General features: G+C 69.7%; 13 protein-coding genes. 11 read left to right on the top strand and 2 right to left on the bottom strand.

Translation table 11 applies throughout. The annotated features are described in order from the left end of the window. Nucleotides 1–5: 5 nt before the first annotated feature. Entirely contained in the window at nucleotides 6–1,736 is a 1,731-nt protein-coding gene (locus R2APBS1_RS17050; RefSeq protein WP_015448866.1) for a dipeptidyl-peptidase 3 family protein, read from the bottom strand. 183 nt (nucleotides 1,737–1,919) lie between these two features. On the opposite strand from R2APBS1_RS17050, the gene R2APBS1_RS17055 reads away from it, so the two are divergent. From R2APBS1_RS17055 to R2APBS1_RS17075, 5 genes are all read left to right on the top strand, one after another. Further along, entirely contained in the window at nucleotides 1,920–3,206 is a 1,287-nt protein-coding gene (locus R2APBS1_RS17055; protein WP_015448867.1) for a TCR/Tet family MFS transporter, read from the top strand. Then, entirely contained in the window at nucleotides 3,203–3,709 is a 507-nt protein-coding gene (locus R2APBS1_RS17060) for a DUF1993 domain-containing protein (RefSeq protein WP_015448868.1), read from the top strand. Before R2APBS1_RS17055 ends, R2APBS1_RS17060 begins: the two co-directional genes overlap by 4 nt. Nucleotides 3,710–3,864: 155 nt before the next feature. Further along, nucleotides 3,865–4,086, top strand: coding sequence for a hypothetical protein (locus R2APBS1_RS17065; RefSeq protein ID WP_007508709.1), 222 nt, complete (start codon nucleotides 3,865–3,867; stop codon nucleotides 4,084–4,086). A gap of 168 nt (nucleotides 4,087–4,254) precedes the next feature. Further along, nucleotides 4,255–5,901, top strand: coding sequence for an NAD(P)/FAD-dependent oxidoreductase (locus R2APBS1_RS17070; RefSeq protein ID WP_015448869.1), 1,647 nt, complete (start codon nucleotides 4,255–4,257; stop codon nucleotides 5,899–5,901). A gap of 90 nt (nucleotides 5,902–5,991) precedes the next feature. Beyond that, nucleotides 5,992–6,645 (top strand): DsbA family oxidoreductase, encoded by a 654-nt coding sequence (locus R2APBS1_RS17075; protein WP_015448870.1) that lies wholly within the window; start codon nucleotides 5,992–5,994, stop codon nucleotides 6,643–6,645. Nucleotides 6,646–6,678: 33 nt separating this feature from the next. Here the strand turns inward: R2APBS1_RS17075 and R2APBS1_RS17080 are convergent, their stop codons facing one another. Then, the gene (locus R2APBS1_RS17080) at nucleotides 6,679–9,630 is read right to left on the bottom strand and encodes a bifunctional diguanylate cyclase/phosphodiesterase (protein ID WP_015448871.1); all 2,952 of its coding nucleotides are present in this window, start codon (nucleotides 9,628–9,630) and stop codon (nucleotides 6,679–6,681) included. Between the two features lie 205 nt (nucleotides 9,631–9,835). Here R2APBS1_RS17080 and dinG point away from each other — a divergent pair, with 205 nt between their 5' ends. The 6 genes from dinG to R2APBS1_RS17110 all read left to right on the top strand — a co-directional run bounded on the left by dinG (nucleotide 9,836) and on the right by R2APBS1_RS17110 (nucleotide 14,508). Then, nucleotides 9,836–11,953: an ATP-dependent DNA helicase DinG gene (dinG, locus tag R2APBS1_RS17085; protein ID WP_015448872.1), complete on the top strand. Its 2,118-nt coding sequence runs from the start codon at nucleotides 9,836–9,838 to the stop codon at nucleotides 11,951–11,953. After that, on the top strand, nucleotides 11,950–12,501 hold the full coding sequence (locus R2APBS1_RS17090; protein ID WP_015448873.1) for a HutD/Ves family protein: 552 nt from the start codon (nucleotides 11,950–11,952) through the stop codon (nucleotides 12,499–12,501). Before dinG ends, R2APBS1_RS17090 begins: the two co-directional genes overlap by 4 nt. 69 nt (nucleotides 12,502–12,570) lie before the next feature. Then, nucleotides 12,571–13,149, top strand: a complete 579-nt coding sequence (locus R2APBS1_RS17095; protein ID WP_015448874.1) for an NnrU family protein — start codon at nucleotides 12,571–12,573, stop codon at nucleotides 13,147–13,149. 93 nt (nucleotides 13,150–13,242) lie between these two features. Beyond that, nucleotides 13,243–13,440, top strand: a complete 198-nt coding sequence (locus tag R2APBS1_RS17100) for a hypothetical protein (protein WP_015448875.1) — start codon at nucleotides 13,243–13,245, stop codon at nucleotides 13,438–13,440. A gap of 13 nt (nucleotides 13,441–13,453) precedes the next feature. Next, a complete protein-coding gene (locus R2APBS1_RS17105) occupies nucleotides 13,454–14,050 on the top strand; it encodes a DUF938 domain-containing protein (protein WP_015448876.1) in 597 nt (198 codons plus the stop codon). A 56-nt stretch (nucleotides 14,051–14,106) separates the two neighbouring features. Beyond that, nucleotides 14,107–14,508, top strand: a complete 402-nt coding sequence (locus R2APBS1_RS17110; RefSeq protein ID WP_007508729.1) for a YchJ family protein — start codon at nucleotides 14,107–14,109, stop codon at nucleotides 14,506–14,508. The last annotated feature ends 2 nt before the right edge of the window (nucleotides 14,509–14,510 follow it).

Below are 14,510 nucleotides of genomic sequence, written 5' to 3' on the forward strand. Positions count from 1 at the left end.
GCGCCTCAGGGCTGCTTCAACCCCAGCACGTCGAGCCCCTGCTCGAAGCGGATGTCGACCGGGATATGCGCCTGGTCGAGCCGCTTCAGGTCGCCGGCCAGTTCGGCGTCGACGGCGCCCATGCGGTCGGTGAGCTGCCGGGCGGCGTCATAGTCGCCGTCGCCCTGGATGGTCAGCAGCTTGGCCGACAGCGCGTTCATCGCCGCGGTCATCTTGTCGAAGTCGACGCGGTAGCGGCCGGTCTTCTCATCGCGGCTGAACGCGCCCTGCTGCTTGAAGAAATTGAAGCGCACCATGTTCGCCTTGGCGTGCGCGTCGGACGCGCCGAAACGTACCGAGCGCAGGATGCCGGCGAGGAAGGTGACGTAGTTGTCCATCAGCTTCGACTTGTCCAGCTCGCCCTTGTCGGCCAGCTTCGTCACCATGTACAGGCCGAGGATGTCCGCCTTGCCTTCCTCGAAGCTGGAGGCTTGGTCCTTCAACGCCTTGCGCACGGTGCCCTTGCCGTCGAGTGTTTCCTTGATGCCGAGGCCGTGCGCCACCTCGTGGAACATGGTGTTCTGGAAGAACGCATCAAAGGTCAGGTTCTTCTGCTGGTCGTCGGCGATCAGTTCCTTCGCGATCGGCAGCATGATCTGGTCGAACTTCGCCTGCATCACGTTTTCCAGCTGCAGGCGGCGGGTGCCCTTCTTCAGCTGCACCTGCTCGTCGTTGGGCAGGTTGATCGCGATGGTCTTGGCGCCGACGTTGGCGTCGCCGCCGTAGTACACCGCGAAGTAGGCGTTGAGGTCGGCGTCGGAACCGGGCTTTTCCGCCTTGTACTTGTCGGCCACCGGCAGCTCGCGCTGCAGCTCGGGCAGGTATTTCGCGAAGCGCGCCAGCTTCTTGCTCCAGGCCTGGTCCTTGATCAGCACGTAGGATTCGTAGCTGGCCTTGTAGCCGTAGAGCTGGTCTTCATAGGTCTCGATCGGGCCGATCACGAGGTCGACCGGGTTGGTCTTCATGTCCATCCAGGCGAAATCGCTGGCCTGGTAGTCGTCGCTCTGCAGCGCGTCGGCGCGCAGCATGAGGTACTTGCGGAAGCCGGCATCCTTCGCCAGCTTCGCGGCGTGGCGCAGCAATCCGGCGGCCTTCGCCAGCTCGGGCTTGTACGCCTCGTGGTAGGGCACGCTGATCAGCTGGCCCTGCGCGTCGCGACGCAGCAGGGTGTACAGCGCGGTCTTGTCCTTGAGGGTGGACTTCTCGAACTCGGCCTTGCTCATGTCGGCCGGGTAGAACTGCGCGCCGGCCGGGCGCACGCCGATGCCGTCGACGAACGGCTTGTCGTTGTCCAGCCGGTCCCACGGGCCGTAGTTGATCCCGGCGAACTCGCGCGTGGCGGGGTCGGCGATCTTCGCCAGCAATGCATCCTTGTCGCCCCACGCCTGCTTCCAGTACAGCGCGTTCATGCTGTCGGCCGCCTCGACCAGCAGCGCGATCATCTTCTTCTGCCGCGCATCGAACTTCGACAGGTCGGCACTGAGTTTCACCGTGGCGTAGTCGGCCAGGCGCTGCTGCACGACGGCGCTGGTGCCGGCGTCGGCGGCCGACGTGGCGGGCGACGCGACGGCGGCGCTGGCGGTCGGCGCCGGCGCCAGCTCCTCCTTTGACACCGGCGCCGTGGCGGTGCTCCCCTGGTTCGAGGAACAGGCGGCCAGCGCCAACAGCAGGCACACGGGAAGCAGACGTCGGAGCATGGCGGTTCCTCGGCGAAGGGATCGCCCATGGTATCGCGCCGCACGTGCCGGCGGCGGTCGCGCCACGGATCGGGTGCGCCACGCCGCGGTGGCCGCGCTGGCCGGCGGACGCCGCCGAGCCAATGCACATGGCGCGCGGTCGCCATTCGGCTATCGTGCCCCTCCCCTTGCCTCGCCACGCCCATGGTCCCGTCGCCACCTCCCTCCGTACCACGCCACCGGGCCGCACTGGCCTTCATCTACGTCACCGTGCTGCTGGACATGCTGGCGTTCGGCATCATCATCCCGGTGCTGCCGCACCTGATCGAGCAACTGGCCGGCGGCGGCATCGCGAAGGCGGCGTGGTGGGTGGGCATCTTCAGCACGGTGTTCGCCATCGTGCAGTTCGGGTTCTCGCCGGTGCAGGGCGCGCTGTCGGACCGCTACGGCCGGCGGCCGGTGATCCTGATTTCCAACCTGGGCCTGGCGGTGGATTTCGTGGTGCTGGCGTTGGCGCCCACGCTGTGGCTGCTGTTCGCCGCGCGCATCCTGCTCGGCATGACCGCAGCCAGCTTCAGCACCGCCAATGCCTACGTCGCCGACGTGATCCCGAAGGAAAAGCGCGCCGCCGCATTCGGCATCCTCGGCAGCGCGTTCGGGCTGGGCTTCATCATCGGCCCCGGCGTGGGCGGCTTCCTCGGCGGCATCGCGCTGCGGCTGCCGTTCTGGGTGGCCGCCGGCCTGGCGCTGTGCAACTTCCTGTACGGCTGCTTCATCCTGCCCGAGTCGCTGCCGAAGGAGCGCCGCACGGCCCGGCTCGAACTGCACAGCGCGCACCCGTTCGGCTCCCTGAAACTGCTGCGCCGCTACCCGCAGGTGCTCGGCCTGGCGGTAGTGCTGTTCCTGGTCTACCTGGCGCACTACGTGCTGCAGACGGTGTTCGTGCTGTACGCGGATTACCGCTATGGCTGGGGCCCGCAGGCGGTCGGCTACGTGCTGATGCTGGTCGGCGCCTGCGACGGCTTCGTGCAGGCGGTGCTCACCGGCAGGCTCGCGCCGCGCTTCGGCGAACGCCGCGTGCTGCTGGCGGGCATGCTGTTCGGCGTGGGCGCGTTCCTGGTGATGGGCGTAGCCGACGTGGGCTGGGCGTTCCTGTTCGGGATTCCGTTGCTGGCGCTGTGGGGGCTGGCGATGCCGCCGATCCAGTCGATCATGACCCAGCAGGTCGATCCTTCCGAGCAGGGTCGGCTGCAGGGTGCGATCGGCAGCCTGGGCAGTTTCGCCGGCATCTTCGGGCCGTATCTGTTCGCCCAGGTGTTCGCGTTGTCGATCGCGCCGTCTTCGTCGGTGCACCTGCCCGGTGTAGCCTTCGTGCTTTCCGCCGCGCTGATGCTGGTCGGCATGCTGATCGCGGTTCGGGTGACGCGGCGGCCGCCGGTCGTCGTCCCTCCCGCCGAACCCACTCACCCACCACAGGAAGATCGTCCATGAGCATTTCGATGTACCAGGTCGCCGTTCCCGTCTGCGTCCGCGCCCTGGGCAATCTCGCCCACGTGCTGAAGAAGGGCGAGCAGCACGCCAGGTCGAAGAATGTCAGCGACGAGGTGCTGCTGCAGACCCGGCTGATCCCGGACATGCTGCCGCTGATCAAGCAGATCCAGATCGCCTGCGACATGGCGACCCGCGGCACCGCCCGCCTGGCCGGCGTGGAGTCGCAGAGCTTCGAGGACAACGAGACCACGCTGGAGCAGGCCTACAGCCGCATCGAGCGCTCGATCGCGTACATCAAGAGCTTCACGCCGGAACAGATCGACGGCAGCGAAACCCGTGCGATCCACCTGAAGATGCGCAACGGCGAGATGCACTTCGAAGGCCAGGCCTATCTGCTGCACTTCACCCTGCCGAACCTGTTCTTCCACTGCACCACCGCCTACGACATCCTGCGCGAGGCCGGCACCGACATCGGCAAAACCGATTTCATCGGCAACGCCTGACAAAGCGGCACGATGGCGGCCCGTGGGGGGCCGCCATCGTGCCGGAATTGCCAAAGTGTGATGCACACCACATTCGACCGCCGCCCCGTGGCCTGCCTTCTGCTTGCAGGGAAGTGACACCTCCACCGTCCCCTCCCCCATTCCGAGCAAGCGTCATGGAACAGATCAAATGCATCATCGTCGGCGGCCCGCAGCATGGCCTGGTGCTCCGCCGCCCGTGGGACCGGCGCCGCCCGGCCCGGCTGTGCGTCATTGCCGCCGACGGTGAGCCGTGCATCGCCGCCGCCCGCCGGCACGACCGCAGCATGCGCCCGCACTACCTGCTGCTGCACCCGCGTGCCACCGGCGAACAGATCCTGACCATGCTGGCGGCCTGAACTGACGCATCGTGTCACCCCGGGGCCGCGCCGCGCAGGCGCCGGTGCCCGCCGGAAACCGGACACGATGTCGCAGGCCGGGCGCGCTTGTCGGCTGCGCACCGTCGCATCGACAATAGTCGGCCGGGCCCACGCCCACTCCAGCCGACCGACCGTTCCGGGCCTCCCATGCTGCGATTGACCGACCTCAGGCTGCCGCTCGACCACGGCGAGGCCGCGCTCACCGCCGCGATCCTCCGCCGGCTGGACATCGACGCCGCCGCCCTCACCGGCTGCACCATCGCCCGCCGCGGCTACGATGCGCGCAAGCGCGGCGCGATCATGCTGATCTACGCGCTGGACATCGACACCCCGCGCGAAGCCGAACTGCTCAAGCGTTTTGCCGACGACGCGCACGTGCAGCCCACGCCAGACACCAGCTACCACTTCGTGGCCAAGGCGCCGCCGCGGATCGAACACCGCCCGCTGGTGATCGGTTTCGGCCCGTGCGGCCTGTTCGCCGGCCTGATCCTGGCGCAGATGGGCTTTCGCCCGATCATTCTCGACCGCGGCAAGGCCGTGCGCGAGCGCACCAAGGACACCTGGGACCTGTGGCGCAAGCGCGAACTGCACCCGGAGTCGAACGTGCAGTTCGGCGAGGGCGGCGCCGGCACGTTCTCCGACGGCAAGCTGCACAGCCAGATCCGCGATCCGCAGCACCATGGCCGCAAGGTGCTGACCGAATTCGTCAAGGCCGGCGCGCCGGAGGAAATCCTCTACGTCAGCAAGCCGCATATCGGCACCTTCCGGCTGGTCTCGATGGTGGAGAACATGCGCGCCACGATCGAAGCGCTGGGCGGCGAGATCCGCTTCAGCCAGCGCGTGGACGACCTGCTGATCGACACCGACGCCGCCGGCGAACGCCACATCCGCGGCGTGACCCTGGCCAGCGGCGAACAGCTGCGCGCCGACCACGTGGTGCTGGCGCTCGGCCACAGCGCGCGCGACACCTTCGAGATGCTGCACGCGCGCGGCGTGTACCTGGAAGCCAAACCGTTCTCGATCGGCTTTCGCATCGAGCACCCGCAGTCGGTGATCGACCGCGCCCGTTTCGGCCCGCAGGCCGGCCACCCGATGCTGGGCGCGGCCGACTACAAGCTGGTGCACCACGGCAAGGGAAATCAGGGCGGACGCGGGCGCTCGGTGTACAGCTTCTGCATGTGCCCCGGCGGCACCGTGGTGGCCGCCACCAGCGAACCCGGCCGCGTGGTCACCAACGGCATGAGCCAGTATTCGCGCAACGAGCGCAACGCGAACGCGGCGGTGGTGGTCGGCATCGAGCCGTCCGACTTCGCCGCCTACGATGACAGTGGCAGCCCGCTCGCCGGCATCGCCCTGCAGCGTGCGCTGGAAAGCCACGCCTACGTGCTCGGCGGCGAAAACTACAACGCCCCGGCGCAACGGGTCGGCGATTTCCTCGCCGGCCGTCCCTCGCGCGACTGCGGCGAGGTGCTGCCGTCGTACCAGCCGGGCGTGACCTTCGGCAGCCTCGACAGCGCGCTGCCCGACTATGCGATCGCCGCGATCCGCGAGGCGCTACCCGCGTTCGAGCGGCAGCTGCGCGGCTACGCCATGCCCGACGCCATCCTCACCGGCGTGGAGACGCGAACCTCCTCGCCCGTCCGCATCCAGCGCGACGTCAGCCTGCAAAGCCTCAACACCCGCGGCCTGTACCCCGCCGGCGAAGGCGCCGGCTACGCCGGCGGGATCCTCTCCGCCGCCGTGGACGGCATCAAGGTGGCCGAGGCGGTGGCGCTGAGCATCGCCGGAAACTGAGACTCCGGCCGGCAATTGATTCGCCGCGTTGCGGCCATATTTCAAGCAGGTCCGCGCAGCCACGCTGTCCGCCTCACGAAAGGTATCCCGATGTCCACGCCCGTTCCGCTTCGCATCGACTTCGTCTCCGACGTGTCCTGCCCGTGGTGCGCGATCGGGCTGGCGTCCTTGCAGCAGGCGCTGGCGAAGCTGGAAGGCGAGGTCAGTGCGCAGATCCATTTCCAGCCGTTCGAGCTGAACCCGCAGATGGCGCTCGAGGGCGAGGATGCGACCGAACACCTGGTGCACAAGTACGGCAGCAGCGCCGAACAGATCGACGCGAACCGCGCGGCGATCCGCGAGCGCGGTGCGGCGCTCGGCTTCGCCTTCAACATGGGCCGACGCAGCCGCGTCTACAACACCTTCGACGCGCACCGGCTGCTGCACTGGGCCGGGCTGGAAGGGCGCCAGCTGGCGCTGAAGCGGATCCTGCTGCGCGCGTATTTCACCGACGGCGAGGACGTGAGTTCGCACGACACGCTGGCGCGGCTGGCCGTTGAAGCGGGGCTGGACGGCGAGCGGGCGCGGCAGTTGCTCGAAGGCAGCGAGTTTGCCGACGAGGTGCGCGCGCAGGAGCAGTTCTTCACCTCGCGCGGCATCCACTCGGTGCCGGCCACCATCGTCAATGGCCAGCACCTGATCTCCGGCGGGCAGCCGCCGGAGGCGTTCGAGCAGGCGTTGCGGCAGATCGTCGCCGCCGGCTAGGCAGGCTCGGCCGCGCCGCGACTGCGGCCCGGCTCATGCGTCGACCGCGCGCGACTCCCGCCAATGCGCGATCGGTGCCGGGCGGCCGAGCAGGTAGCCCTGGCCCATCTCGCAGCCCATCGCCATCAGCGCATCGCGCTGGGCCGGCGTCTCGATGCCCTCGGCGATCACCTGGATGTTCAGCGCGCGGGCCAGGGCCAGGATCGCCGCCACCACGGTGGTGCTGGAGGTGTTGGCGCCCTTGTCCAGCTCCTGCACGAAGGCGCGGTCGATCTTCAGGATGCGCAGCGGCAGCGAGTGCAGGTAGCTGAGCGAGGAATAGCCGGTACCGAAATCGTCCAGCGCCGCGCCGATGCCGATCGCGCGCAGGCGCTCCAGCGTGGCGCGCACGTGTTCGGGGTTGTCCAGCAGCGCGCCCTCGGTGACCTCCACCACCAGCCGCGACGGCGGCAGCCCGATGTGTTCCAGCAACTGGATCAGGCGGCGGTCGAAATGCGCGTGGCGCAGGTGCAGCGCCGACACGTTCACCGTCATGAAACTGTCGTTGCGTTCGTGCTGCAGCAGCAGCCGGCAGCTGAGCTCGAACAGGTGCCAGTCGATCGTCTCGATCAGCCCGCTGTCCTCGGCGAGCTTCAGGAAATCGCCCGGCCGCAACACGCCGCGTTGCGGGTGGTTCCAGCGCAGCAGCGCCTCGTAGCCGAGCGTGCGGTGGCTGCCGTCGAGCGCGCAGATCGGCTGGAAGTACGGCTCGAACTGGCCATGCAGCAACGCCTGGCGCAGCTCGCCTTCCAGCGCGAGCACGTCGACCACGGTCTGCGCCAGCCGCTCGTCGAACAGCTCGTAGCGCTTGCGCCCCAGTTCCTTGGCCCGGTACAGCGCGATGTCGGCGTCGCGCAACAGCTCGTCGGCCGCCGCGTAGTGGCCGTCGCCGATCGCGATACCCACGCTGGCGGTCACCTGCAGTTCCTTGCCGGCGACCGGCATCGGCGCGTCCAGCGCGTCCAGCACGCGCTGCGCCACGGCGGTGGCCGCCGACGGCAGGTCGTCCTGTTCCAGCAGGATCGCGAACTCGTCGCCGGACAGCCGCGCCACCAGGTCCGGGTGGCGCACGCAGCTGGACAACCGCTTCGCCACCTCCTTCAGCACCTCGTCGCCGGCCAGGTGGCCGAGGCTGTCGTTGATGATCTTGAACCGGTCCACGTCCAGGTACAGCAGCGCGCATTGCTGCTGCGGCTCGCGCCGCATCGCGGCCAGCACGCGCTCGATGCGGTCGCGCAGGTAGCCGCGATTCGGCAGCCCGGTCAGCGCGTCGTGCATGACCTGATGGCGCAGCTGGTCCTGCATGCGCTCGCGTTCGCCGATTTCCTTGCGCAAAGCCTGCGTGCGCTCCTCCACCCGCTGTTCCAGCTGTTCATAGGCGCGCTTGAGCGACTCGGCGGAGCGGCGCCGGGTGAGGCTGTTGGCTACCTGCGAGGCGACGAAGCTGAGCAGTTCCTGGTCGGCCGCGCCGTACACCACGTCGGCACGGTAGCTCTGCACGGCGACCAGGCCGATCACCTCGTCGGCCACGATCAGCGGCACGCCGAGCCAGTACATCGCTGGGGAATTCATGCGCCCCGGCGCGATCTCGCCGCGCCGCTCCAGTTCCTCGATGTCCGCGTTGTCCACCCGCAGCGCCCGGCCCAGGCGCAGCACGTATTCGCTCAGGCCGCGCGCCAGCACGCGTTCGGCCGGCGGCGCCAGCACCGCGTCCACCGAATAGGGGAAGCTCAGCTTGCGGCCGTCGTCGGAGAGCAGCCCGATGAAGAAATTCTGCGCGTTCAGCAGTTCGCCCACCACCGCGTGCACGCGCCGGTAGAACGCGCCCTGGTCGATGTCCGCGGTAGCCAGTTCGGCGATCTGGAACAGCGCGGCCTGCAGGTGTTCGGCGCGCTGCCGCTCGACGATCTCCTGCTGCAGCCCGCGGTTCGCCTCGGCCAGCTGCAGCGTGCGCAGCTGCACCCGCTGCTCCAGTTCATCCTTGCCCTGCTTGCGCTCCAGCGCGGTGAGGATGTGGCTGCCGACGAACTGCAGCAGGGCGAGGTCCTCGTCGGTGAAGCCGATGCCCGGGCGATAACTCTGCACCACCAGCACGCCACACGGCTGGCTGCCGCGCAGCATCGGCACACCGAGCCAGTCGTGGCTGTCCGGACCGATCAGGGTCACCGGCCCGGCCACCTGGCTGCGCAGTTCCTCGGCGTCGCCCATGCGGGCCTTGCCATCGCTGATCACGTGCCAGGTCAGCGTGTGCTCGATCGCGCTCAATGGCAGGTCACGGCCGACCTCGAACAGGGGTGGCGACTCGACATCGACGAAATACAGGAAACGGATCGTGCTACGCGCGACATCGTGCAGCACGATGAAGAAATTCTCCGCGTACATCAGCGTGCTGACGATCGCGTGGATACCGCGCAGCATGTCTGGCATGTCGCGCTCGGAACCGGCCAGGTCGGAAATCGCGAACAACGCGCGCTGGAGCGCCTCGGAACGTTCGAGTTGCTCGTGCGAATCCTGCAGCTCGGCCCATTCCAGGGCGCGCCGCAGGTGCTGGCCGGCAAGCCGCAGCGGCGCCTCCAGATCGTCGAAAAAACCGCCGGCCGCCGGTTCGTCCAGTTGCAGCAGCAGCAAGGCCGGCTGCGGCTGCACGCACAGGCGGACCGCCACGCGCGATCCGTCCGGGTGCCGGTGCGGGGCGGTCGCGCGAACGGCATCGGCCAGCCATGCCTCATCCACCGCGGCCGGCAACGGCGGCATGCTGCGCCAGGTTGCGCCATCGTCCAGCCCCCACACCACGCAGGCGGCGGAACAGCCCGGCAAGGCCCGCGCCAGCTCGGCGATCGCGCCGGCCACCTCGTCCGGCGCATGCGCGGCGGTCAGCCGGGCCAGCCAGCCCAGCTGCAACGATCCCTCGTACGACATCGACCCGACGGCACCGGCATGCTTCATCGATGAGCTTCCCCCTTGCCCGGGCGTCCCCTCGCCGATCGGTCGAACCGCTCCTGCCGACCACATGGCGATGCCGGGCTGCCGCCAGCCTGCCTGCATGCGGGCGAACGCGCAATACCGATAAACTGCCGCCTGCCAGCCGGCGCCACGCTCGCCGCCGCCTTGCCCCTCGCGTCATCCGCGCCACAGGTTCCCGATCCACCGCATGCTCGCCGACACCACCAAGGACGCCATCCGCGCCGCCTACACGCGCCTGAAGGACGGCCTGCCGGATTTCCGTGCGCGCGCCTCGCAGGGACGCATGATCGCCGAGGTGGCCAAGGCGCTGGCCACCGAGGGCGGCGTGGCAGTGATCGAGGCGCCCACCGGCACCGGCAAGTCGATGGCCTACCTGATCGCCGGGGTGGCGGTGGCGCGCTTCCAGAAGAAGAAGCTGCTGATCGCCACCGCCACCGTGGCGCTGCAGGAACAGCTGGTGCAGCGGGATATCCCGCTCTACCTCGGGCTCAACGGCATCGAGGCGAAGGTGGCGCTGGCCAAGGGCCGCGGCCGCTACCTGTGCCCGCGCAACCTGCTGATGGCGGCCAACAGCATCCACGACGCGCAGCTGGGCCTGGCCGGTTTCGAGGCGGACCTGATGCTGTGGAGCAAGCCGCCGCAGCCGCGCGACAAGCAGGCGCTGGCGAAGCTGCGCGACGCGTTCGACCGCCGCGAGTGGGACGGCGACATGGACAGCACGCCGGAGCCAGTCAGCGAGCTGCTGCGGCCGATGATCACCACCAGCGCCGGCGGCTGCACCAACCGCAAGTGCGGCCAGTTCATGGCCTGCCCGTTCTTCGCCGCGCGCCGCGCGGTGGACGATGCCGAGATCATCGTGGCGAACCAGGACCTGGTGCTGGCCGACCTCACCATGCCGGGCGAGGGCGATGGCGGTGTCGACCCGGCCTGGGGCGGGGTGATCCTGCCGCGCCCGGACGATACGCTGTACGTGTTCGACGAAGCCCACCACTTGCCCGGCAAGGCGCTCGATCGCGGCGCGGCTGAGGTCTACATGAGCGCCAGCGTGCGCCAGCTGAACCGGCTCGGCCGCCAGGTGCACGCGGCCTACTCGCTGACCGACAAGGAGACCCTGGGCCGGCTCGCGCTGGACGCCGGCGACGCGAAGCTGCAGGAGCTCAGCGACGTGCTGGAGGAACTGGAAAAGGCCATCCGCCTGGGCTGGCTGCCCGACCCGGCCGAGACCGAACCGATGTACCGCGGTTCGCTGGGCCAGCTGCCCGAGCCGTGGGTGGAGCATGCGCGGGTGCTCGGCCTGCTCACCGGCGAGGTGCAGCGCTGGCTGGGCGCGGTGCGCCGCGCGGTGGTGGAGATGACCGACGGCGGGCCGACTCAGGAGGCGCTGTCGCGCGAGCTGGGCATCGCGCTGGAACGCATCGGCCGGCAGGCGGCCTGCTGGCGCGCCTGGTCAGCCGACGATCCGGATGACGCGCCGCCGTTGGCGCGCTGGGTCACCCTGGGCGCCGACCAGCAACTGGTCTGCCACGCCTCGGCGGTGTCCGCCGCCGGCCTGCTGCGCGAGGTGCTGTGGGGCAACGCCAGCGGCGTGCTGCTGACCTCGGCCACGCTGAGCGCCGGCGGCAATTTCCGCGGCTTCGCCGATGCGGTGGGCCTGCCCGACGACGCGGTGACGCTGAGCCTGCCCTCGCCGTTCGACCTCGCCGCGCAGGCGCGGCTGGAAGTGCCCACGATGCGCACGCTGCCCGACGCGCGCGAGGCGCACGCCGAGGAGATCAGCGAGTGGCTGGCCGACCACCTCGACTGGGGCGCCGGCAACCTGGTGCTGTTCACCTCGCGCGCCAAGCTCGACCGCGTGCTGCAGAAACTGCCGATCGCGCAGGTGCGCAAGGTGCGCGCGCAAGGTTCGCTGGGCAAGTCGCAGCTGGTGGCCGAGCATTGCGCCGACGTCGAGGCGGGCAAGGGCAGCACGCTGTTCGGGCTGGCCTCGTTCGGCGAAGGCCTGGACCTGCCCGGCAAGCTGTGCGAGACGGTGGTGATCACCCAGCTGCCGTTCGCGGTGCCGACCGACCCGGTCGGCGCCACCTACGCCGAGTGGCTGGAATCGCGCGGGCGCAACCCGTTCATCGAGGTCAGCGTTCCCGAGGCCACGCGCCTGCTCACCCAGTACTGCGGCCGCCTGATCCGCAACGAAAGCGACTGCGGCCGCATCGTGCTGCTGGACCGCCGCGTGGTCACCAAGCGCTATGGCGCCGGCATGCTGAAGGCGCTGCCGCCGTTCCGGCGCGTCATCGAGAGAAGCGCATGATCCTCCGTCTGGCCGACTGTCCCCCGCAGCCGTGGAAGAACGGCCTGGGCCGCACCCGCGAAATCGCCATCGAACCGGCGGGCGCGGGCATGGACGATTTCCTGTGGCGGGTCAGCGTGGCCGAGGTGGACAGCTCCGCACCATTCTCCGCGTTCCCCGGCATCGACCGGCAGATCGTGCTGCTGGACGGCGCCGGCTTCACGATGACGCTGGACGACGGCCGCACGCATGCGCTGACCACGCCGTGCGCGCCGTTCGCGTTCCCCGGCGAAGCGCGGGTAGAGGTGGCGCTGGCCGGCGGGCCCACCCGCGACTTCAACCTGATGCTGCGCCGCGGCTGCGTGCGCGGCGGTATCGAGGTGTGGCGCGAAGCCGGGCCATACCCGACCGACGCCGCCACCGTGCTGGTGTACTGCGCCCGCGGCACGATCGATGGCGCCGACGGCACGCTGCAGGCAGGCGACGCCTGGCAGCGGTGCTCGCCCGCGGTGCTAACCTTGCGGCCGGGTGCGCTGGCGCTGGCCGTGCGGGTCGAGGCCGTCGCCTGACGGCTGTCACTAGGACGGCGGACGCCACGCCCGTACGCTTGTCACTCACCGTCCCCCGGAGTTTCGACCATGCCCGTGCTGATCCTCGGTCTCGTGTTGTTCCTCGGCGTGCATTCGCTGCGCATCTTCGCCGACGGCTGGCGCAGCCGGCAGCGCGCGCGACTGGGCGAGCTGCGCTGGAAAGGCCTGTACGCGCTGGTCTCGCTGGTCGGCTTTGCGCTGATCTGCTGGGGCTTCGGCCTGGCGCGCCAGCATGCCGTGCTGCTGTACGTGCCGCCGCTGGCCTTGCGTCACGCCAACGCACTGTTCACCCTGATCGCTTTCGTGCTGGTGGCTGCCGCCTACGTTCCGCGCAACCATCTCAAGGCGGCCTTCGGCCACCCGATGCTGCTCGGCGTAATGGTGTGGGCGTTCGGTCATCTGCTGGCCACCGGCATGCTGCACGACGTGCTGCTGTTCGGCGCGTTCCTGCTGTGGGCGGTGGCGCTGTTCGTCGCCTCGCGCCGCCGCGACCGCCGCGAGGGCACGCGGTATCCGGCCGGCACGCTGCGCGGCAGCGCGCTCACGCTGGTGATCGGCGTGGTGGCCTGGGCGGTGTTCGCGCGCTGGCTGCACCTGTGGCTGATCGGCATGAGCCCGATGGGCTGAACAGCGGCCGCCGGGGGTGTCGGGAGTCACCCGCGCGGCGGCGCCGGCCTGCGCTACAGTGGGCGCCGTCCAACCCTTCGCGAGGATCACCGCATGGCCGCCTTCCTGCTCTGGCTGTTGCTGCTGGTGTTCTGCTGGCCGCTCGCGCTGCTGGCGCTGGTGCTGTACCCGATCGTGTGGCTGCTGTTGCTGCCGCTGCGCCTGGTCGGCATCACGGTGAGCGCCGTGTTCGCCTTCCTCGGCACACTGCTGATGCTGCCCGCGCGCGTGCTGCGCGGGCGCCCGGTCTGAGCCGCGCCGACACGTGGAAAAACCGCACTCGCCCGCGTGCGAGCGCAACCGCGAACCGATCCTCGGCGTGCTGCGCGCGCATTTCGCCGACCGTCGGCGCGTGCTGGAGATCGGCAGCGGCAGCGGCCAGCACGCGGTGCACTTCGCCGCCGCGCTGCCGCAGCTGAACTGGCAAAGCTCCGATCGCGCGGAATACCTGCCCAGCATCCGCGCCTGGCTGGACGAGGCGGCGCTGCCGAACACACCGCCGCCGCTGGCACTGGACGTCGGCGGTGCCTGGCCGAGCGGCCCGTTCGACGCGGTGTTCAGCGCCAACACCCTGCACATCATGGCCTGGCCCAAGCTGCAGCAGCTGTTCGCGCGCCTGCCTGCGGTCACCACCGGCGATGCCGTGCTGGTGATCTACGGCCCGTTCAACGAGCACGGCCGCTACAGCAGCGACAGCAACGCCGCCTTCGACCAATCGCTGAAGGCCCGCGGCGCGCACATGGGCATCCGCGACGCCGAAGCCGTCGACGCGCTGGCCGCGGCGGCGGGCTTCGCGCTGGTCGACGACGCGGCGATGCCGGCCAACAACCGCTGCCGCGTGTGGCGCCGCGTGCACGGCTGAATCGCCGCCAGCACGGTACGCCTGCACAACCGCGCCGAACCGGGTACAAAGGCGGCATGAAGGCCATCGACACGTTGACCCCCTGTCCCTGCGGCAACCCGGCCGGTTACAGCCAGTGCTGCGGACCGCTGCACGACGGCGCACCCGCTGCCAGCGCCGAACAGCTGATGCGCTCGCGCTACAGCGCCTACGTGCTCAAGCGCGAGGACTACCTGCTGACCAGCTGGCATGCCGACACCCGCCCGGCCTCGCTGCGGCTGGCCGCGCAGCAACCGCCGCCGACCTGGCTGGGGCTGGAGGTGCGCCGCCAGCAGGCCCTCGACGACGACCACGCCACGGTGGAATTCGTTGCCCGCTACCGCCTCGGCGGCGGCCGCGCGCAGCGCCAGCACGAGACCGGCCGCTTCGTGCGCGAAGGCGGCCGCTGGTACTACCACGACGGCGAACTGAAGAGCTGAGC

Source organism: Rhodanobacter denitrificans (assembly GCF_000230695.2).
Taxonomy (GTDB): domain Bacteria; phylum Pseudomonadota; class Gammaproteobacteria; order Xanthomonadales; family Rhodanobacteraceae; genus Rhodanobacter; species Rhodanobacter denitrificans.